This is a genomic window from Caulobacter sp. FWC26 (genome assembly GCF_002742645.2).
GTDB lineage: Bacteria > Pseudomonadota > Alphaproteobacteria > Caulobacterales > Caulobacteraceae > Caulobacter.
Genome location: NZ_CP033875.1, coordinates 3,625,806 through 3,644,603, shown reverse-complemented (window position 1 = coordinate 3,644,603; position 18,798 = coordinate 3,625,806). Strand labels below are relative to the sequence as shown.

Below are 18,798 nucleotides of genomic sequence, written 5' to 3'. Positions count from 1 at the left end.
ATGCCGCTGGATACGGGGAACGTGAGGCGTTTGCACCTTCTCGCTGACGTCGATACGGACGAGGCTCCGCTCGTCGTGGGACACCCGTCTCTGGATGACGGCGCCGACATCGGTCTGGCGCTGAAAGCCGCGCGTCAGTTTCGCGGCCTGACCACCCAGGACGTCGCCGACGCCACCCGTATCCGCCAGAGCTATATCGAGGCGCTTGAGGACATGCGCCTTGAGGACCTGCCCTCGCGCCCCTTCACCATCGGCTATGTCCGCGCCTATGCCGGCCTGCTGGGCCTGGACGGCGAGGCGGCCGTGGCCCGCTTCAAGACCGATGCGCCGGACGACGGCGGCGAACTGCGCGCGCCGGTCGGCGTGCGCCGCGAGCGCGACCCGCGCCTGGCCCTGATCCTGGCGGGCGGTCTGCTGGTGGTGGGCGCCATCCTGCTGTGGAACGTGGCGCAGCGGGCCATCAGCAAGGACGAGCCGCCGCCCCAGATCGCGCCGGAGTCGGCCCAGGTCCGCGTCGCCCATGGCGCCAACGGCGGATCGGTCTCGCTCGGCGCGCCGCTGCCGGCGCCGGTGGAGTCCACCACGCCCGAACCCTACAAGACCCCGGGTCTCGACGACGCCGCCGCCAACGGCGGCTCGGTGGACGCCGCCAAGCTGGCCGCCAAGGCGCGGGCAGAGGCCGAGGCCGCCGCCGGCGTGACCAATGTCGAGCAACTGGCCATCGGCGCGCCGTTCAAGCCCAAGGGCCAGCTGCTGGGCGCTAGCCCCGCCGACGCCTCGGGCGTGACGATCCAGGCGCGCAAGGCCGGCGCCTTCACGGTGCGCCGCGCCGACGGCGGCATCGAGATGACCCGCTGGCTCTCGGCCGGCGACGCCTACCGCGCCCCGCGCACGCCGGGCCTGGTTCTGGACGTCGTCGATCCGCCGCTGTTCGAGGTCTATTACAACGGCCGCCTCACGGGCCGCCTGACCGCCAACCAGACCGCCGTGGCCAAGCTGATCCCGCCGCCGGCGGCGGTGACTGCGGTTACGCCCAAGGCTCAGTAACCCCCGATCTCCCGGGCGAACGCCGGGGAGGTCGGAGGTCTTGGGGGCGCGCTTTGCGCGCAAACGCCCTTCTATCCGCCCTCAACACCCTCTAAATTAGCGCCATGGCCGCAGACCACACGCACGTCCGTCCCTGGCGCATGATCACGCGCCGGCAATCGCGCAAGATCCGCGTCGGCAATGTCGAGGTGGGCGGCGACGCGCCGATCTCGGTGCAGTCGATGACCAACACCCTGACCAGCGACGCCAAGGCCACGCTGGAGCAGATCCGACAGCTTGAGGAGGCCGGCGCCGACATCGTCCGCGTCAGCTGCCCGGACGTCGAGAGCACGGCCGCGTTCAAGACCATCGCCCGCGAGGCCAAGGTTCCGCTCGTGGCCGACATCCACTTCCACTACAAGCGCGGCATCGAGGCGGCGCAGGCCGGCGCGGCGTGCCTGCGGATCAATCCGGGCAATATCGGCTCGCCCGACCGCGTGCGGGAGGTCATCCAGGCCGCCCGCGACCACGGCTGCTCGATGCGGATCGGCGTCAACGCCGGCTCGCTGGAACGGGAGCTGCTGGAAAAGTACGGCGAGCCGTGCCCCGAGGCGATGGTCGAGAGCGCGCTCAACCACGCCCGTATCCTGCAGGACCACGACTTCCACGAGTTCAAGATCTCGGTGAAGGCGTCCGACCCGTTCCTGACCGTGGCCGCCTACTACCAGCTGGCCGAGGCCATCGACTGCCCGCTGCACCTGGGCGTCACCGAGGCCGGGGCCACGCGCACCGGCACGGTCAAGTCCTCGATCGGCATCGGCTCGATGCTGTGGGCCGGCATCGGCGACACCATCCGCGTGAGCCTGGCCGCCGACCCGGTCGAGGAGATCAAGGTCGGCTTCGACATCCTGAAGTCGCTGGGCCTGCGCCACCGGGGCGTCAACATCATCGCCTGCCCGTCATGCGCGCGACAGGGCTTCAACGTCATCAAGACGGTCGAGGCCCTGGAAGAGCGCCTGGCCCACATCGCCACGCCGATGTCGCTGTCGATCATCGGCTGCGTGGTCAACGGTCCGGGCGAGGCGCTGATGACCGACATCGGCTTCACCGGCGGCGGGGCCGGCGCGGGCATGGTCTACATGGCCGGCAAGCCCGACCACAAACAATCCAACGAGGGGATGATCGATCACATCGTCGAACTCGTTGAGAAGAAGGCGGCCGAGATCCAGGCCGCGAAGGCTCAGGACGAGGCGGCCCAGACGGTCGCCGCGGAATAGGAGAGGCGCGATGGGTTCGATGCTGCGCGGTGTGGTCGTGATCGCGGCGCTCGCGGCGGCGTCGAGCGCTCTGGCCAATCCGGCCGGGGAGGCCCGTCTGGCCCAGCGGCTGGAGGGGCGTACGGCCGGCAAGCCGGTCGACTGCATCCGCCTGCGCGACGTCCGCAGCAGCGAGGTCATCGACGGCGTGGCGATCGTTTACGAGATGCCCGGCGGCCGCCTGCTGGTGAACCGCCCGCGTTCGGGCGCCTCGTCGCTGCGCCAGTCCGACATCCTGCTCACCCGCACCGTTTCGGGAGAGCTCTGCGCGCCGGACGCCGTGGAGCTGGTCGATCCGCTGTCGTATTTCCCCAGGGGCTTTGTCAGCTTGGGGGTGTTTGTTCCCTACACCAAGCCGCAGCGCTAACCCGCAGTCAGGGCGAGAGCATGGTGGCTGTGCCTGAGCCCGGCGGGTCAGGGGCTGAAGGTCCGGAATCCGAGCCGCAGTCAAAGCGTACTTGCGACCCATAGTGGACATGCTTTCGCCCCCATCCGTCGACCTACATGTCACTTCCTCGGGGGAGTTCAGATGAATTCGACGGCCATCCTCACCGCGCTTGTTCTTGCAACCAGCCCCGTGTCTGGAAGTGCTGAGACACCGCCACTCGAAGCGGCTGCGCCTGTCATTGGCAAGCTGAAGGGGGTCGCAAGCAGGGCAAGCGTCATAGAGGCTATCGCTGGGATGGGCGAGGTCGATCGGGCCATGCGAACAAGCATGCTGGAGGCAACCCGCGATCTTGCCCCAGAGATACGTGCGAAGGTGCAAGCACAAGCAGGACTCGTCATCGACGAACAGGATCGAGCTCATACCGAGCGTCTGAAGGGCATCATCGCCGCGCACGGTTGGCCGAAAATCTCGGAGACATCTGAGCGCACCGCTGCAACGGCGGTGCTCATCGCCAATCACTCGGGCGACATCGATTTCCAGCGACAGGTCCTCGCGCTGTTGGAGCCGCTCGCAAAGGCGCGCGAGGCGCGGCCAGAAGACTACGCACGGCTCTATGACCGCGTCGCGACGATAGATCGGCGACCTCAGCGTTACGGCACGCAAGGCACAACTTGCAAAGAGGGCAAATACGCTGTCCCGAGTGACGTTGAGGCGCCGGAAGGACTTGAGGCGCGACGAGCGGCCATGGGATTGCAGCCGATGGCTGAGTATCTAGCTGTCTTGGACAAGATGTATGGCGTCTGCGTCCCGCACCCACCCTAGCGGCCGCGCCCCACCCTGAACGGACCATTGGCGCGTCCGCTTTCCGCTGAGACCACTAGCTGCACGGCGATTATCCGCCGCGCCCCTTGAACGGGGCGGATGGCGCACCATCTGTTAACCGCAAGCGATCGCCCGCTTATGCCTTCGCGCCTCCCAAGGCCCGAACGTTCAGGGCGATGCTGCATCCGCTCCGTACCGTCAGAGACGGTCTTGAGCGATTTCCCACCCATCTAGCGTTTGGGGCCGGCGATGTCGCAGGTCCCTGTTTTGGAACTTCATGAAAACCGTTTCTATCCGCGAGGCCGCCGCTCGGCGCATGGCCCGCACCCCGACCCCGCCGCGTCCGGCGGCCTCGCCCGTCCGTCCGGCTCAAACCGAATGGGCGTGGCCCGGCATGACCCGCGCTGAGCTGCGGGCCGAGATCATCGAACAGATCGGATAGAGCCTGTCCGGCTCTATCTCTCCATTTGGAGCGCGTTCGAGCGGTTTAACCGCTCACACTTAAACCTAACGCGCTCTAACCCGCCACCAGCGCCGCCCGCTCGGCCGCCGTCAGTGGACGCCAATGGCCTTCGGGCATGTCGCCCAGGTCCAGCGGGCCGACGCGGACGCGGAACAGGTCGACGACCTTCAGGTCCACCAGCTCGCACATCCGGCGGATCTGGCGGTTGCGGCCTTCGCGCAGCACGAAGCTCAGACGCTGGTCGGAGATGATCTCGACCTCGGCCGGGCGCAGCTCGCGGCCGTCCAGCTCGAGGCCAAAGCGCAGGAGCTCCAGCTTTTCCTCGGTGAGCTCGCCCATCACAGCGACGCGGTACTCTTTGTCGAGTTCGGACTGCGGGCCGATCACGGCCTTGGCCACCACGCCGTCCTGCGACAGCAGCAGAAGGCCGCGCGAGTCCTTGTCCAGGCGCCCGATCGGCGGGATCAGGTCGCCCGACTGCGGGATCGCGACGCCCCGCGCATCGCCCCACAGATTGGCCCGCGTCAGCAGGCGCGCGGCCGGAACCTGGCCCGGATCGGGCTGGGACGAGACCACGCCGCGCGGCTTGTGAACGAGGTAGGTCGGCACAGAGTCCAGCTTGGCCGTGGCGCGGTCGGTCAGGGTCAGGGTCTGGCCGGGCTGGATCTTGCGACCCACGTCCTCGACCACCTCGCCGTCGATCGACACGAGGCCGTCGCTGATCAGCTGCTCGGCCTCGCGGCGCGAACACACCCCGCTCTGGGCCAGCCACTTGTTGACCCGCTGAGGCTCGGCCTCGTCATAGGTGCGGGTCCAAGCCATCAGAGCGTGATCCCGAAAAGTGGGAACCGGTTTTCGGACAAGATCATGCTCCAACGCATCAGCTAAAGCTCTCTTCGAGGCTCGCCAGGCGCTCGGCCTGATCCTCGGCGATCAGCGGGTTGATCACGTCGTCGAGGGCGTCGCCCTCCATGATCCGCGCCAGGTTGTAGAGCGTCAGGTTGATGCGGTGGTCGGTCACCCGGCCCTGCGGGAAGTTGTAGGTGCGGATGCGCTCCGAACGATCCCCGCTGCCGACCTGGCTCTTGCGGGCCTCGGAGCGGGCGCTGTCCAGGGCCTCGCGCTGCATGTCGTAGAGACGCGCCTTCAGGTTCTTCATCGCCCGAGCGCGGTTCTGGTGCTGCGACTTTTCCGAGCTGGTCACCACCACGCCGGTCGGCAAGTGGGTGATGCGCACGGCCGAGTCGGTCTTGTTGACGTGCTGACCACCGGCGCCCGACGAGCGGTAGGTGTCGATCCGCAGGTCGCTTTCCTTGATCTCGATCTCGACGTCCTCGGCTTCCGGCAGCACCGCGACGGTGGCGGCCGAGGTGTGGATGCGGCCCTGCGCCTCGGTGGCCGGCACGCGCTGCACGCGGTGGACGCCGCTCTCGAACTTGAGCCGGCCGAACACGCCCTCGCCGGTGATCGAGGCGACGATTTCCTTGTAGCCGCCCATTTCGCCTTCCGAGATGCTGTCGATCTCGACGCGCCAGCCCTGGGTCTGGGCGTAGCGCTGGTACATGCGGAAGAGGTCGCCGGCGAACAGGGCCGCCTCGTCGCCGCCGGTGCCGGCGCGAACTTCCAGGATGGCCGAGGCGTTCTCGTCCTTGTCCTTGGGGGCCAGCATCAGGGCCAGCTCCCGCTCAAGCACGGGCAGCTTTTCGTCCAGCGCCTGGATCTCGTCGCGGACCATCTCGGCCATCTCGGGATCGGCGGCCATGACGTCCAGCTCGGCGCGCTCGGCGGTCAGCTTGGCCAGCCGCTCGACGGCCTCGGCGACCGGGCGCAGTTCGGCGTGCTCCTTGGAGAGCTTGACGATCTCGGTCCCGTCAGTGGCCGCGCCCATGCGGGCCTCCACTTCACGGAAACGGTCGAGAACCTGGTCGAGGCGGGCCTGGGGCAGTCGCAAGGGCGTTTTCGTACGGCTGAAAGGGACGGGCGGTCTGTCTAGAGCCTGTCTGGTTGAGATGGAACCATCTAAACCGGATAAACCGGCTCCACGATCTTGAACCGAGGGCGGGCTCGCGGCGCACAGGCGCTCGCGATCCACCGTGACGGGCTCTAAAGCCTTTTGGCGCCAAAGGGAATGTCGCCGTCTCCGCGCCGCCAATGCGGCCCCTGCGACAAGTTGTCGAGGCCGCGTTAGGTCGAGCTTAGCCATTGCATGGGAATGCTCGGGTTCAACCTCCTGGCGGTCTTGGATGTTCGCGACGATGAAGGGTGTCGAGACCCGCCTTTCCGCGCCCCTGGCGGCCATGGCGCTGCTGACGGTCTGCGTTCTGGTCGCCTTGCTGTTCATGATCGCCGACCGCGTCGACGGCGACGCCTTGCGGCATGAGCAGGCCCTGGTCGCGCGGGGGATGGAGTCCAAGATCGCCGACGTCGAACGGGTGATCTCGCCGCAGGTGGTGTGGGACGACGCGGTCCGCCACCTGGACAATCGTTTCGACCTTGGTTGGACGGCTGAGAACATCGGGGCCTACCTGACCGGACAGGCCGGCTTCGACCGCATCTTCGTGGTCGACGGTGACAACCGGGCCCTGTTCAATGCTCGTTTCGGTCGACCGGCCGAGGCGGCCGACTACCAGCGCTACGCCGCGACCTTCGCGCCGCTGGTCGCCAAGGTTCGTGTCATGGAGGCGGCCCGTCCCCGCGTGACCGGACCCAGCACCGACGGGGCCCTGGTCTCGAGCCCGATCCAGGCCAGCGCCGTGGAGTCCCTCGACGGCGAGGCTCATCTGGTCACCGTGAGTCTGGTGCAGTCCGATTTCGGCAAGGCGCTGACCCGCCAAACGCGCGCGCCGATTGTCGTCACGGTGCTGAGACTGGACGCAGTGTTCCTGGAGGCCTTCGCCAATCGGTTCCTGCTGGCCGGCGTGCACCTGCATCAGGGCGATGCGACGCAGGAGAAGGGCTACGCCCACGTTCCCCTGCGCGACCACGCCGGAAAGATCGTGGCGACGCTGGACTGGGCGCCGCCGCATCCGGGGCAGCGGCTCTTGCGCCGCGCCGTCACGCCGATCCTGCTCGTGGTCGGCGGCCTCGCCGGCGTGGCCTTCCTGTTCGCGCGCCGCAATCGTCGCATCGCCGAGGGGCTGGTGGCCAGCGAGGCGCGGGCCAAGCACATGGCGATGCACGATGCGCTCACCGGACTGCCCAATCGGGTGCTCTATGAGGAGCGGATGCGGCAGGCCGTCGACGGACTTTCGCGCCGGCGCGGCGCCATGGCGGTTCTGGCGATCGACCTCGACCGGTTCAAGGCGGTCAACGACACCCACGGCCATGCGGCCGGCGACGAGCTGATCCAGGTGATCGCCACCCGGCTGGCGGGCCTGTGCCGCGCCAACGAAACCCTGGCCCGCCTTGGCGGTGACGAGTTTGGCGTGGTCGCCGCCGATATCGATCCCAAGGGCGCCGCAGCCCTGGCCGAGCGCCTGGTGGCGGCGATGGGCGCGCCCGTCGACCTGTCTTGCGGCACGGTCTTTGTCGGCGGCTCGGTCGGCGTGGCCATCATCGAACCCGAGGAGGCTTGCCTCGGCGCCGTCGAGGCCGCTCGCCGCGCCGACGTGGCCATGTATCGCGCCAAGGAAGAAGGGCGCGGTCGTTACTGCTTCTTCGAATCCGAGATGGATGCGGCGCTGAAGGCCCGGCGCGGTCTTGAGGCCGACCTGCGCGCCGCGCTGCAGGACGGCGGAGTCTGGGTCGCCTACCAGCCGCAGGTCGACTCGACCGGCAAGGTGTTGGGCGTCGAGGCTCTGGCCCGCTGGACCCATCCGCAGAAGGGCCCGATCTCGCCGGCGGCCTTCGTGCCCCTGGCCGAGGACTGCGGCCTGATTGACGCACTGGGACGGCGGATCATGCGTCAGGCCTTCGCCGACAGCCTGCGCTGGAAGGGCCTGAAGGTCGCGGTCAATGTCTCGGCCTTGCAGATGCGTCAGGCCGGCTTCCCCGAACTGGTCGCCGCGATCCTGGACGAGACCGGCGCGCGGGCCCACACCATCGAGCTGGAGATCACCGAGGGCGCGCTGCTGGGCGACGACCAGGCCACGCACGACGCGATCCGACGCCTGCGCGAGATGGGTTTCTCCCTGGCGTTGGACGATTTTGGCACCGGCTACAGCTCGCTGAGCTATCTGCGGCGCTATCCGATCGACAAGATCAAGATCGACCGCAGCTTCATCGCCCCGCTGGGCGGCGACAAGGAGGCCGGCGCCGTGGTCGCCGCGATCGTCCGCCTCGCCAAGGCCCTGAACCTGTCGGTCACGGCCGAGGGCGTCGAGACCAACCAGCAGCGCGAGCAGCTGCAGGCGATCGGCTGCGTTCAGGCTCAAGGCTTCCTGTTCAGCGCCCCCGTTCCCGCCGAGGCGATCGACGCCATCGTCAGCGAGGGCGGGCGGATGCATCTGGCGACGGTGTCCTGAGGGTTACGCATTGTCACCCGCAGCCGCCTGACGGAGGGGGCGCTTCGACCCTAGATTGCTGTCGGGGCCTTGCCCGCCACCATCGGAACCAGTGAGGCCACCAGCAGCACGGCCATGGTCACGTTGAACGTCCGCAGCACGGCCGGGCGGTCCAGGAACGGCCGCAGGCCCTGACCAAAGCCGGCCCAGGCGGCGCTGCATGGCGCGCCCACCAGCATGAAGGTTCCGGCCAGCAGCGGCACGATCGTCCAGCCGGAGTTTTCGGGGGCGTAGGTCGTCACCGCACCCAGCGCCATGGCCCAGGCCTTGGGGTTCACCCACTGGAACGCCGCCGCCTGCACGAAGGTCATCGGTTGGCCCAGCGACCGGTCCGTGACTGCGCTTGAGGTCGCGATCTTCCAGGCCAGCCACAGCATGTAGGCCGCGCCGACCCACTTCAGGATCTCGTGCAGCACCGGATAGGCTCTGAACACCCCGCCCAGGCCCAGACCCATGGCCAGCACCATGAAGCCCAGGCCGCCGCTGATGCCCAGGATATGCAGGACCGTGCGGCGGAAGCCGAAGTTCGCGCCCGAGGCCAGCAGCATCATGTTGTTGGGGCCGGGCGTGCCCGCCGTGGCGAAGCAGAACACGACATAGGCCAGCATCAGTTCCGGGGTCATTCGGGCCTCCTTGCGCCTTGAATGTCACCGTGATGATTTCGATTGTATCGAGAGTCAAAGATCATATTGTTACGGTGACAATATAGGACTGTTCCGTGCTTCCGACCTGGACTCCCGTCATCCCCGCCGGCGCCGCCCCGCTGTACGAGCGGCTGGTGGCGGCTCTGCGCGCCGACATCGCCTCTGGCGCGCTCAGTCCCGGCGTGCGCCTGCCGCCGCAGCGCGACCTGGCCTATCGGCTGGGCGTGGGGCTGGGCACCGTCACCCGCGCCTATGTCGAGGCCGAGAAGGCGGGTCTGGTCAGCGCCCATGTCGGACGCGGCAGCTTCGTCAATGCGCCCGCCGAGCACCGTCCCTATGAGCGGGAAGGGCCGATCAACCTGGCCCAGAACATCGCCCCGGCCGCGGCGGCGGCCTCGCGGATCGCCGAGGCCCTGGCGCGCCTGCGCCGCCGGGCCGACCTGTCCGAACACCTGGCCTACGCCCCGCCGGCCGGTCACGAGTCGCAGCGTCGGGCGGGGGCGGCGTGGCTGTCGCGCACCAGCGCTTACGAGGGCGTCGACTGGCGGCGGCTGATCTGCTGCGCCGGCGCCCAGCAGGGGCTGTCGGTGGCGCTGAGCACCGTGCTGCGGCCCGGCGACGTGCTGCTGACCGAGGCCCTGGCCTATCACGGCCTGAAAGCCCTGACCCGCTACAGCGGCTGGCGCACGCGCGGCCTGCCGATGGACGCCGAGGGCCTGCGCCCGGACGCCCTGGAAGCGGCCGTCCGCGCCACCGGCGCGCGGGTGCTGGCCGTGCTGCCCACCCTGCAGAACCCTACCGGCCGGATCATGAGCCGCGCCCGGCGTGACGCCATCGTCGAGATCGCCCGCCGCCACGACCTGACGATTGTCGAGGACGATATCTACGCCGCCTACGCCGAAGGCGCGCCGCCGCCCTTCGCGGTGCTGGCGCCCGAGCGGACCTTCCACGTCTCGGGCGTTTCCAAGACCCTGGCGCCAGGCCTGCGCGCCGGCTTTCTGGTCGCTCCGGCGGCCGAGACCTTCGAGCGCGCCGTCGAGGCCCTGCGCGTCGTCGCCTACGCCCCGCCGGCCTTTGGCGGCCTGATCGCCACCCAGTGGATCGAGGACGGCTCGGCCGACGCCATCCTGGCCGAGACCCGCGAGGAAGGCCGGGCGCGCCTGGCCCTGGCCCGCGAGATCCTGGGCGGCGCCGTCGAGACCCCGCACTCGCCGATGGCCCCCCACGTCTGGCTGCCGATGAGCGAACTCGACGCCGAGCGCCTGGCCGGCCGCGCCCTGCGCGGCGGCGCCGAGGTCACCGCCCCCGATGCGCCGGTCGTCGAGCCCGGCCACGAAAGCGGCGTCCGCGTCTGCCTCGGCGCGGTCGGCGATCGCGAGACCCTGCGTCGCGGCCTGGAGATCGTGGCGGGCGCGCTGTCCAGCGAGGTGGGCGAGCGGTCGCGCGCGGTGATCTAGGAGGCTATCGCTTTGGCCGAGCGCGCTTCTGCGGCGCCGGCGGAGTGATCTCCGCCAGCACGGGGAAGTGATCCGAGATCACGCCGGCGTCGGTCACGTCCGTCGGCACGGCGAAACGCCCGACGTTCAGGCGGCTGTCCACGAAGATGTGGTCGATGGGCGGGCCGATCGACGCCAGCGTGAAGTTGTTGAAGGTGCCCGACGGCGCAAACACGCTGGAGGCGCTCTGGCGCGCATCGCGATAGGGGCCCTGCGGCGCGGTCAGCACGCGATAGGGCGGATCGCCGGGGCCGCTGTTGAAGTCGCCCAGCGTGATCAACCGGGCGCCCGGCCAGGCGGCGAGGTTCAGGATCTGCGCGGCGCATCTGACCCGGGACTCGCTCCCCACATGGTCGAGGTGGGCGTTGCGGACGTCGAAAAGCACGCCGGTCCGCCGGTCTTTCAGCACCAGGCGCGTGAAGGTGCGGGGCAGGGCCGCATCATAGGCCTTGCCCGGCGTGTCGGGCGTCGGCGAACACCAGTAGGTCTTGGCCAACACCCGCTGGAACCGGTCGGCCCGGTAGAAGATCGTCGTTGTTTCGCCCCGCCCCGCGCCATCGTCGCGGCCCACGCCATAGTGGGCGTATCCCGCCAGCCCCCCGGCCAGGTCGCCGACCATCGCCGGCAGGGCTTCCTGCAGGCCCAGGATATCGGGCGCGAAGAAGCGGATCTGCTCGACCATCGGCCCCCGGCGCGCGCGCCAGTCGGGCCGGTCATCCGGGTTGTCGTAGCGGATGTTGTAGCTCATCACCCACAGGGCGCGGTCGGCCTGCGCCCCCCGCGCCGCCGTGATCGGCAGGAGCCCGGCGAGGAGGCTGGCGGCCAGGACGATGGACAGGGATCGCGCTTTGCTCATCCCCGGCCCTTTAGGACGCGATCGCGACAAACGCACGACGGGGCGAGCGGATTGGCCCGTCCGCCTACCACAGCAGCGTCTTGACCCAGGTCGAGCCGTCCGGCGCGGGGGAGACGTTCTTGACTACCACTTGGCTGTCCTTGGCCAGCCAGAAGGTCGCCGGCTTCCAGTCGGGGCCAGCGGCTAGCCCACGGGCACGGGCGTGACCGCCGCCTGGGCCGATCCGGCCGCGACGATGACGAAGGCGGCCGCGATGGCCGGCCGGGCGACGAACGACATGAAAAGCCCCATGATACCAAACGGCGGCATCTGAGCGCGGCGGCGGGGCGGGCTACTTAAGCTTCGGTAATGGCCGTGACGATCGAGGCAAGCCGCGCCGCTATCGGCGCCGGTGCGATTGGAACAAGCTCGAAACCCAGCTCTGCATAGGCTGTCTCGTGAATTCGCTCGAACGCTCGAGCCGCCTCAAGGCTGATCCGTCGCGCTGGGGTCGGCGTGATGAACCCAAGGCCTTGGATCAGGAACACCCGGCGCTGATAGACGCCCGCTGTTGCGATCCGATCAAGCTCCTCGCGAAGCAGCGGCGAGACCGGATGACCCTGAAACCGCGCTAGAGCCAGGGTGCAGACGGGCGAGCGGTCGAAGAACACGCGGTCGCCGACGGCGCGCGCCTCTCGCTGGCGCTGCAGCCGAACGATGGCGTCGATGAAGCCGGGGTTGGTCCAGGGCTGGTCCACGCCTTGCGCCTGAGCCAGCGCGATGACGTCGGTGGCGGCCTCTTCGACCACGACCTCGCCTTGCGTCTCAAGCGCTCGAAGGACGGCGGTCTTTCCCGCGCCCGGCGCGCCGGTCAGGATGTAGCGTTTCATGGAAGGTCTCCGGGAGGGAACATGACACGCCGAGCAGTGTGTTGCTGCGGAGCAGCTTGGCTCACGGTTCGGGGCGAACCTGCCCTCAACGCTGTGTGTCATTGCGACAACTGTCGTCGCCGGACGGGGGGCGCGTTTGGTTGGCAGGCCTACTTTCCCGACGCTCAACTGATCGACCTTCAGGGTCGTTTTCGCGAGCATCGAATTCGCAACGAGCAGGTCCGCTATTTCTGCGAGGGTTGCGGCACGACCTTGTACTGGACCAGCGTCTTCATGCCTGGGCATACCGGCGTGGCGGCGGGCGCCTTCGAGCCGCCAGGCCTGCCCGCGCCCAGCTTGGAGGCTATGTCGCGAGCGCGGTTCGACTGGGTCACTCTGCCCGAGGGACTGGTTCGCGTGTAGCCCCCTTCAGCCCTTCCCGTCGCCACGAACGCCAGGTCTTGCCCGCGCAGCAGGCCGAAGGCTCGTCGCCAGGGGGGGAGGGCTGGGTTTCGCTGGGGAGGCGGCAGGGTGAAACCTGCCTATGGCTTACGCTGCGGCGCGCCTGTTGGCTTCGGGCTCCAGCTTGAACGCCGACATCATGGTGTTCATCCCCCGCGCCTCCCGGGCCAGGGTGTTGGCGGCCGCTGTCGCCTCTTCGACCATCGCCGCATTCTGCTGGGTGACGGTGTCGAGTTCGGTAATCGCTTCGGTCACCTGGCCAAGGCTGGCCGACTGTTCGCGAGACGACGCGGCGATCTCCTGAACGCGCTCGACGAGGACGCCGACGCGCGCGACGATCTCCTCAAGCGCCTCACCCGAGGCGGAGGACTTGTCGACGCCATTCTGAACCTGGTCGTTGCTGTCGTTGATCAGCGCCTTGATCTCGCGAGCGGCCTCTGCCGAGCGTTGGGCCAGGGCGCGAACCTCCTGGGCGACGACGGCGAACCCTTTGCCGCTTTCACCCGCACGCGCCGCCTCGACGCCCGCGTTCAGGGCCAGCAGGTTGGTCTGGAAGGCGATTTCGTCGATGACGCCGATGATCTTGCCGATTTCGTTGGCCGACCGTTCGATGCCGGACACGGCCTCCGATGTCTGTTGGACGATATTGCGGGCGTGGGTGGCCACACCGCGCATCTCGCCCAGATAATCGCGAACCGCGCCGGCGGCGGCGGCGGCGCCCGTCACCGATTGGTTGACCTCGTGAAGGGCGGCGGCCGCCTCTTCCAGCGATGCGGCCTGCAACTCGGTGCGTCGGGCCAGGTCATCTGCGGCCGAACGGATTTCGCCAGAGGCGGAATCCACGCCGCTCGATGCCTCGACCAGGCGGTTCATGGTCTGGCCAAGCGACGCCACGGCGCTGTTGAAGTCCGATTGCAGCGGCCGGAAGGCTGCGGGAACCGCGCCTTCGACACGGCTGGTCAGATCGCCCTGCGCGAGGCGTCGCAGCGCGCCGCCAAAGGCGTCGTTGACCGCAGCTTCGCTGTCCGCTTGCGTTTGCGCCCGGGTGCGTTCCATGGCTTCAGCGGCCTCGGCGCGCTCGCGTTCGCGCTGGGCCTCGCTTTCACGTCGCGCGCGCGCATTGTCCTGGAACACCACAAGCGCCGAGGCCATGGCCGCGAACTCGTCACGCCGCGCCCGACCGGGGATGTCGAGATCGATGTCGCCGTCGGCCAATTTTCGCATGGCGTCGGTCTGCTCGTAGAGAGGTTTGACGATGCTCGCGTAGACGCGGTTGCAAACAAGCAGGAGGACGGCGCCCCCCAGCACAGTGAACGCCGCAGCGCTGATCAGTTTGGTGAGCGCCTTCCGGGCCGCCGTTTGCGCCATGATCAGTAGAGCGCGGCTTTCGGATTCGAGAATCTTCCCATAGCCGGCGATGCGCGCCGTGGCGGCGTCAAACCATTGCGGTCCGGTGACGGGCGCCTTGGTTCCACTCGCGACGGCCGCCAGCGCCATACCACGCATCTTCGTGATCTCGGCGCCAGTGGCGCTGGCCTCCAAAGCCTTGATGTCGCGGCACAACGAGGCGCGCTCGCGGCATGCGTCGCTGATCCAGCCTTTCTGCTCGCCCTCGAGAGCGCGCATCTTGGCCAGGACTTCGACAGTGAAGAGATCGGCGGCGCCGGCTGCGCGCTCCAGTCCAGCCGCCTCCTTGGCCCGCATGAGCGCCGAATAGGCGTTGATGGCTGAAACGGTTTCGCCGCCCAGGTCCGAGACATCGATATGCTCGGCCGCTCCGATCAGGCCGTCGATATCGCGGGTGTACTCGCCGATCACCGCCGCGCGATCCGCGCCAGATGCATCTGCCTTGACGCGGAGCGCCTTGAGGCTCTTGACGTTGTCCCACGTCGCTTCCAGCGCCTGCTGCATCCTGGGGTCGTGGCCGGCGCCGCTGCGAAGTTCGTCCAAGACCGCCAGCGCGGCGTCGGTTGTGGCGCGAGCCTTGGTCACCCGGGGAAGGAACGCCGTACGATCGGCCGCCCCCATCATGCCCGAGGTTGCGCCACGCTCCGCCTGAAGCGCGTCGACGGCGGCGTTGATCGGGCCGGTCGCGGTGATCGAATCTGCGGCGATCGTCGCCGCGCGATACTGGGCGCCAAGCCCTACGCAAAGATAGATGCTGAGCGCTGAAAAAGCGACGAGCGGCACGGTGACCGCCGCGAGCATCCGATGCTTGATCAACACTGAGTTCACCTCCCCGTCGAAAGGCTAGCGCCCGCAAATCTGCTGGTAACGCTAACGGGAGGTTGATCCATAAGCGTTAAAACTCTGGCACGAGTGACGGAATGTCGCACTCGATATAATTGTATCGACTTGTAAGGGGAGCGTGTAATCGAGATCGAGCTCCATTGCGACGGCCTGTCGGCGCCCGTTGGAGCTCATCTGAGTTTGCGTATTGGATAAACGCCTTTCTATTTCGCCTTCTCCTGTCTCCGCGCGCCAAAGTCGGAAATTTATGTATTTTCCTTCTTTTTTTGTTCTAATCCATTTGGGATGACTTGGATTTTTTTTGGAGTGGGCAGCGAATTTTGTGATCGTTGCGTCCTGAGGCCGTTTGAATTCTGAATCAGACGTTCGGCGTGCGGGTTTTTCGCTAGTCCCCTACAGCGCCTTCTCCATCACCACGAACGCCAGGTCGTCCCGCTGTGGCAGGCCGAACCGCTCGTCGCCGTAAGGGAACGGCTGGGTTTCGCCGGTCAGGCGGTAGCCGCGGCGTTGGTACCAGGCGATCAGGGTGTCGCGGACCGAGATCACGGTCATCCGCATCACCTTGCCGCCGCGTTGCCGGGCGTGAGCCTCGCAGGCCTCCAGCACGGTGCGGCCCATGCCGCCGGCCTGGCGGGGCGGGGTGACGGTGATCATGCCGACGTACCAGACCTCGTCGGCTTGCGGCTCGATCCAGGCGCAGGCGAACGGCTTGGCGTCCGCCGCGTCGCGAAAGGTCAGGATGGCCGCGCCCGGCTTGGCGGCGAGGTCTTCGCGCAGCGAGGCCTCGTCGGTGCGCTGGCCGCCGAGCAGATAGCTTTCGCTGGTCCAGCCCGTCGCCGCCAGCTCGCCGCGATAGGCCGAGTTCACCAGGGCGGCGATGTCGGCCAGCTCGTGGTGTGCGGCGGGGGCGAGGATCGGCATGGTGAGCGCTTTCAGGGGGAGAAGGACCCGCAAGCTAGAAACCGAGCTTGGCCGCAACAACCCGATTTCGAGCGCGGGCCGAGAAAAGCTCAGCGCCCGCGCATCCGCTTCCATGTTCCGCCGGTGACGCGGCGCACCGTGCCGGCCTCGCGCTTGAGAACCTCCCAGGGGTCGAAGGCCAGCCCCACGGTGTCCGCCATGGTCGCGCCGCGCGCGCCGATCGGCTGTTCGGGGCCGGTGGTGGAGTCGACGGCGGTCTGGTGTTCGATTTCGGCGTTCAGCTCGGCTCCGACCAGGATGGCCATGATCGAGAACCAGACCCAGATCATGAAGGCGATCACCGCCCCCAGCGGCCCATAGGTGGCGTCGAAATGGGCGATGCGGTTGACGTAGAGCGAAAAGCCCAACGACCCGACCAGCCAGACCGCCGCCGCGAACGCCGCGCCGATCCACACCCACCGCCAGCGCGCCGGGGTTCGGCTGGGCGCGAAGCGATAGAGCACGGTGAAGGCCACGGCGGTCATCACCAGCACGATCAGCCAGCGCACCGGCGCCAGCAGGCCCTCCAGCGCCGAAAGGCGGGCGGCTTCGAGGAACAGCGGCGCGGCGATCAGCACCCCCGCGACGGCGACGGCGTAGACCAGGGCGCAGAGGGTAAAGGCGTAGGTCAGGAGGAGGCGCGGCGCGAACGGCCGCTTTTCCTCTTCGTCATAGGCGATGTTCAGGCCGTCGAAGAGCGCGCGCATGCTGGCGTTGGCGCTCCACACCGACAGCAGCAGGCTGGCGACGAAGGCCAGGCCAAGCTCGCCGTCCTTCTGCTGCGCCAGACGCGCCATCTGCTCGCCGACGATCTGGATCACGCTGGGCGGGAACACCCCGACCATGCCGCGCAGCTGCTGCTCGACCGCACCGACATCGGCGAACAGGCCGTAAAGCGCCACGAAGGCGCCGATCGCCGGGATCAGGGCCAACAGGGTGTAGAAGGTCACCCCGCCCGCCACCGCCGGCAGCCGGTCGACGCTGATCTCGCGCGCCGTGCGCCAGGCGATGTCGCGCCAGCCGCGCCAGGGGATGTGGGCCGGGCGCGCGGCGGCGCGGCCCCGCAGGGGCTCGGCCGCGTCGAACGCCATGGGCGGCATGACGCGGCTCTCCGACAGGCCGGGCGGATCGACAATCGTCTTTTCGGTCGGCGCGGTCCGGCGGGGAAAGGCGAACGGCGCCATGGCCAGCAGCACGATCCACGGCGCCAGGTGATAGGGCCGTGACTTCAGCCAGGACAGGATCGGACGCCGCGTCGCGTCAGTCATTCTACGGCCTCCAGGCCCTCAACAACCCGGGGCGGCGCGCGGCGTTCCCGTGATCGCGAGCTTGGCCTTGCCATCGCCCGAGTCGAGACCGATGGTCCGCGCATGGAAGCCCGGATCGTCTCGCTGTATCGCCACCCCGTGAAGGGGTTCACGCCCGAGCGCCTGGCGCGCGCGGACCTTGAGGCCGGGGCCTGCTTCCCCAGCGATCGCCTCTATGCCGTCGAGGACGGACCCAGTGGCTTTGATCCGCAGGCGCCGGCGCACATCTCGAAGATGAAGTTCACGGTGCTGGCCAAGATCCAGGCCGTGGCCCGCGCGCGCACGGCCTTCGACGAAGCCAGCGGCGTGCTGACCGCCCGCGCCGAGGGCGTCCCCGACTTCGCCGGCGATCTGCGCGCGGCGGCCGGGCGGGCCGGCTTCGAGGCCTGGCTGGCCGAGCTTCTTGGCGATGAGGCGCAAGGACCGCTTAAGGTGATCGAGGGGCCGGGCGCGCACCGCTTCATGGACAGCCGTTCGGGCTATGTCTCGATCGTCAACCTGGCCAGCGTGCGCGATCTTTCGGCCAAGATCGGGCGGAACCTGGACCCGTTGCGCTTCCGCGCCAACCTCTATGTCGAGGGCTGGCCCGCCTGGGTCGAGAACGACATGACCGGCCAGACCCTGAGCCTCGGCGCGGCCAAGGCGGCGGTGCTCAAGCCCATCGTCCGTTGCGCCGCGACCCATGTGGACCCCACCAGCGCCGAGCGCGACGTCGATCTCGTCAAGGCGCTGTTCGACCGCTACGGCCACATGTTCTGCGGCATCTATCTGAACGTGACCAAGGGCGGGGCGGTGCGCGAGGGGGATGCGGTGGCGGCGGGGTGATCAGGTCAGGTGGCTTGGCGCGTCCATCTGCTGATGCAGCACGCGCACCACGATGACCGCGTCATTCTCGGGCGCGTAGTAGATTACGTGGGAGCGAAAGATCTGCTTGCGGCAATCCAAGCCTTCCACGACCGCGCCGAGGCTTGGATCGCTGGCGATCGCTTCGAACGTCTTGGTTAGCTCGCGGATGTATCGGTCTGCGGCCCGACGCCCCCACACGCCGATGGTATAGGCCCAGATTTCTCGCACGTCGTATCGTGCGCGAGGCGTCAGGCGATACGCGCTCACGATTTCGCGTCGTAGTCGGCGTTCGCCTCAGCCAGAAAGGCCTCAACGTCGAAGGCCTCAGGCTTGCCGCTGTCCCAGCCCTCCTTCAGGGCGTTTCGCAGCGCCGCGAGTTTGGCTTCCTGATTTTCCAGCAACCGGAGCCCGGCGCGGACGACCTCGCTGGCCGAGCCATAGCGGCCTTCCCCGATCTGTTCGGCGATGAAAGACTGAAAGTGCTCGCTGAGCACGATGGACGTATTCTTGCTCATGGCGGTCCTCGCATCGGTGCGACGCGCCTACAGCTATACCAAAATCTGGTACCGCATTCAATCTCGCCTCCCGGCCGCCGACGCGCTAAATCCCCGG

General features: G+C 68.2%; 19 protein-coding genes and 1 pseudogene. 9 read left to right on the top strand and 11 right to left on the bottom strand.

Features of this window, described 5'->3' with window-relative positions:
• The 4 genes from CSW63_RS18905 (at nt 1) to CSW63_RS18890 (ending at nt 3,552) form a co-directional block, all read left to right on the top strand.
• Nucleotides 1-1,047: a RodZ family helix-turn-helix domain-containing protein gene (locus CSW63_RS18905; protein WP_062099832.1), complete on the top strand. Its 1,047-nt coding sequence runs from the start codon at nt 1-3 to the stop codon at nt 1,045-1,047.
• 104 nt (nt 1,048-1,151) lie between these two features.
• Nucleotides 1,152-2,303 (top strand): flavodoxin-dependent (E)-4-hydroxy-3-methylbut-2-enyl-diphosphate synthase, encoded by a 1,152-nt coding sequence (gene ispG / locus CSW63_RS18900; RefSeq protein WP_062099831.1) that lies wholly within the window; start codon nt 1,152-1,154, stop codon nt 2,301-2,303.
• A gap of 10 nt (nt 2,304-2,313) precedes the next feature.
• Nucleotides 2,314-2,709, top strand: a complete 396-nt coding sequence (locus CSW63_RS18895) for a hypothetical protein (protein WP_062099830.1) — start codon at nt 2,314-2,316, stop codon at nt 2,707-2,709.
• Between the two features lie 162 nt (nt 2,710-2,871).
• Nucleotides 2,872-3,552 (top strand): DUF6624 domain-containing protein, encoded by a 681-nt coding sequence (locus tag CSW63_RS18890; protein ID WP_062099829.1) that lies wholly within the window; start codon nt 2,872-2,874, stop codon nt 3,550-3,552.
• 8 nt (nt 3,553-3,560) lie between these two features.
• Here CSW63_RS18890 and CSW63_RS23885 read toward each other — a convergent pair.
• Nucleotides 3,561-3,737 (bottom strand): annotated as a pseudogene (locus CSW63_RS23885) (hypothetical protein); the annotation flags it as partial.
• A 92-nt stretch (nt 3,738-3,829) separates the two neighbouring features.
• Here CSW63_RS23885 and CSW63_RS18880 point away from each other — a divergent pair.
• Entirely contained in the window at nt 3,830-3,994 is a 165-nt protein-coding gene (locus CSW63_RS18880) for a hypothetical protein (protein WP_062099828.1), read from the top strand.
• 75 nt (nt 3,995-4,069) lie between these two features.
• Here the strand turns inward: CSW63_RS18880 and CSW63_RS18875 are convergent, their stop codons facing one another.
• A complete protein-coding gene (locus CSW63_RS18875; RefSeq protein ID WP_062099827.1) occupies nt 4,070-4,837 on the bottom strand; it encodes a pseudouridine synthase in 768 nt (255 codons plus the stop codon).
• A 58-nt stretch (nt 4,838-4,895) separates the two neighbouring features.
• Nucleotides 4,896-5,966, bottom strand: a complete 1,071-nt coding sequence (gene prfA, locus CSW63_RS18870) for a peptide chain release factor 1 (RefSeq protein ID WP_062099826.1) — start codon at nt 5,964-5,966, stop codon at nt 4,896-4,898.
• A gap of 304 nt (nt 5,967-6,270) precedes the next feature.
• Between prfA and CSW63_RS18865 the strand changes: the two genes are divergently transcribed.
• Nucleotides 6,271-8,478 (top strand): bifunctional diguanylate cyclase/phosphodiesterase, encoded by a 2,208-nt coding sequence (locus CSW63_RS18865; RefSeq protein ID WP_062099848.1) that lies wholly within the window; start codon nt 6,271-6,273, stop codon nt 8,476-8,478.
• A gap of 50 nt (nt 8,479-8,528) precedes the next feature.
• Here CSW63_RS18865 and CSW63_RS18860 read toward each other — a convergent pair whose 3' ends face one another.
• Nucleotides 8,529-9,140 (bottom strand): LysE family translocator, encoded by a 612-nt coding sequence (locus tag CSW63_RS18860; protein WP_062099825.1) that lies wholly within the window; start codon nt 9,138-9,140, stop codon nt 8,529-8,531.
• A 95-nt stretch (nt 9,141-9,235) separates the two neighbouring features.
• Here CSW63_RS18860 and CSW63_RS18855 point away from each other — a divergent pair, with 95 nt between their 5' ends.
• Nucleotides 9,236-10,618 carry a PLP-dependent aminotransferase family protein gene (locus CSW63_RS18855; RefSeq protein ID WP_062099824.1) on the top strand — a complete coding sequence of 461 codons (1,383 nt, stop codon included), beginning with the start codon at nt 9,236-9,238 and terminating at the stop codon, nt 10,616-10,618.
• 4 nt (nt 10,619-10,622) lie between these two features.
• Here the strand turns inward: CSW63_RS18855 and CSW63_RS18850 are convergent, their stop codons facing one another.
• The gene (locus CSW63_RS18850; protein WP_082749806.1) at nt 10,623-11,513 is read right to left on the bottom strand and encodes an endonuclease/exonuclease/phosphatase family protein; all 891 of its coding nucleotides are present in this window, start codon (nt 11,511-11,513) and stop codon (nt 10,623-10,625) included.
• A 335-nt stretch (nt 11,514-11,848) separates the two neighbouring features.
• Complete coding sequence (locus CSW63_RS18845) at nt 11,849-12,382, bottom strand: AAA family ATPase (RefSeq protein ID WP_062099822.1); 534 nt, start codon at nt 12,380-12,382, stop codon at nt 11,849-11,851.
• 21 nt (nt 12,383-12,403) lie between these two features.
• Here CSW63_RS18845 and CSW63_RS18840 point away from each other — a divergent pair, with 21 nt between their 5' ends.
• On the top strand, nt 12,404-12,784 hold the full coding sequence (locus CSW63_RS18840; protein ID WP_082749804.1) for a GFA family protein: 381 nt from the start codon (nt 12,404-12,406) through the stop codon (nt 12,782-12,784).
• A 126-nt stretch (nt 12,785-12,910) separates the two neighbouring features.
• On the opposite strand, the gene CSW63_RS18835 is transcribed toward CSW63_RS18840, so the two are convergent.
• From CSW63_RS18835 to CSW63_RS18825, 3 genes are all read right to left on the bottom strand, one after another.
• Entirely contained in the window at nt 12,911-15,049 is a 2,139-nt protein-coding gene (locus CSW63_RS18835; RefSeq protein WP_062099820.1) for a methyl-accepting chemotaxis protein, read from the bottom strand.
• A gap of 417 nt (nt 15,050-15,466) precedes the next feature.
• Nucleotides 15,467-15,994: an N-acetyltransferase gene (locus tag CSW63_RS18830; RefSeq protein WP_062099819.1), complete on the bottom strand. Its 528-nt coding sequence runs from the start codon at nt 15,992-15,994 to the stop codon at nt 15,467-15,469.
• A gap of 89 nt (nt 15,995-16,083) precedes the next feature.
• Entirely contained in the window at nt 16,084-17,301 is a 1,218-nt protein-coding gene (locus CSW63_RS18825) for a YihY/virulence factor BrkB family protein (RefSeq protein ID WP_099503089.1), read from the bottom strand.
• A 102-nt stretch (nt 17,302-17,403) separates the two neighbouring features.
• Here CSW63_RS18825 and CSW63_RS18820 point away from each other — a divergent pair, with 102 nt between their 5' ends.
• On the top strand, nt 17,404-18,165 hold the full coding sequence (locus CSW63_RS18820; protein WP_099503091.1) for an MOSC domain-containing protein: 762 nt from the start codon (nt 17,404-17,406) through the stop codon (nt 18,163-18,165).
• On the opposite strand, the gene CSW63_RS18815 is transcribed toward CSW63_RS18820, so the two are convergent.
• Both CSW63_RS18815 and CSW63_RS18810 read right to left on the bottom strand, forming a co-directional pair.
• Nucleotides 18,166-18,453, bottom strand: coding sequence for a type II toxin-antitoxin system RelE/ParE family toxin (locus CSW63_RS18815; protein WP_082749801.1), 288 nt, complete (start codon nt 18,451-18,453; stop codon nt 18,166-18,168).
• Nucleotides 18,450-18,701, bottom strand: a complete 252-nt coding sequence (locus tag CSW63_RS18810; RefSeq protein WP_062099815.1) for a type II toxin-antitoxin system ParD family antitoxin — start codon at nt 18,699-18,701, stop codon at nt 18,450-18,452. The genes CSW63_RS18815 and CSW63_RS18810 overlap by 4 nt, the downstream gene beginning before the upstream one ends.
• Between the last annotated feature and the right edge of the window lie 97 nt (nt 18,702-18,798).

Excerpts from the sequence above, each read along its gene's own strand:
- CSW63_RS18905 (WP_062099832.1), top strand. The coding sequence starts at position 1 with ATGCCGCTGGATACGGGGAACGTGAGGCGTTTGCACCTTCTCGCTGAC.
- ispG (WP_062099831.1), top strand. The coding sequence starts at position 1,152 with ATGGCCGCAGACCACACGCACGTCCGTCCCTGGCGCATGATCACGCGC.
- CSW63_RS18895 (WP_062099830.1), top strand. The coding sequence starts at position 2,314 with ATGGGTTCGATGCTGCGCGGTGTGGTCGTGATCGCGGCGCTCGCGGCG.
- CSW63_RS18890 (WP_062099829.1), top strand. The coding sequence starts at position 2,872 with ATGAATTCGACGGCCATCCTCACCGCGCTTGTTCTTGCAACCAGCCCC.
- CSW63_RS18880 (WP_062099828.1), top strand. The coding sequence starts at position 3,830 with ATGAAAACCGTTTCTATCCGCGAGGCCGCCGCTCGGCGCATGGCCCGC.
- CSW63_RS18875 (WP_062099827.1), bottom strand. The coding sequence starts at position 4,837 with ATGGCTTGGACCCGCACCTATGACGAGGCCGAGCCTCAGCGGGTCAAC.
- CSW63_RS18865 (WP_062099848.1), top strand. The coding sequence starts at position 6,271 with ATGAAGGGTGTCGAGACCCGCCTTTCCGCGCCCCTGGCGGCCATGGCG.
- CSW63_RS18860 (WP_062099825.1), bottom strand. The coding sequence starts at position 9,140 with ATGACCCCGGAACTGATGCTGGCCTATGTCGTGTTCTGCTTCGCCACG.
- CSW63_RS18850 (WP_082749806.1), bottom strand. The coding sequence starts at position 11,513 with ATGAGCAAAGCGCGATCCCTGTCCATCGTCCTGGCCGCCAGCCTCCTC.
- CSW63_RS18845 (WP_062099822.1), bottom strand. The coding sequence starts at position 12,382 with ATGAAACGCTACATCCTGACCGGCGCGCCGGGCGCGGGAAAGACCGCC.
- CSW63_RS18840 (WP_082749804.1), top strand. The coding sequence starts at position 12,404 with ATGACACGCCGAGCAGTGTGTTGCTGCGGAGCAGCTTGGCTCACGGTT.
- CSW63_RS18830 (WP_062099819.1), bottom strand. The coding sequence starts at position 15,994 with ATGCCGATCCTCGCCCCCGCCGCACACCACGAGCTGGCCGACATCGCC.
- CSW63_RS18825 (WP_099503089.1), bottom strand. The coding sequence starts at position 17,301 with ATGACTGACGCGACGCGGCGTCCGATCCTGTCCTGGCTGAAGTCACGG.
- CSW63_RS18820 (WP_099503091.1), top strand. The coding sequence starts at position 17,404 with ATGGAAGCCCGGATCGTCTCGCTGTATCGCCACCCCGTGAAGGGGTTC.
- CSW63_RS18810 (WP_062099815.1), bottom strand. The coding sequence starts at position 18,701 with ATGAGCAAGAATACGTCCATCGTGCTCAGCGAGCACTTTCAGTCTTTC.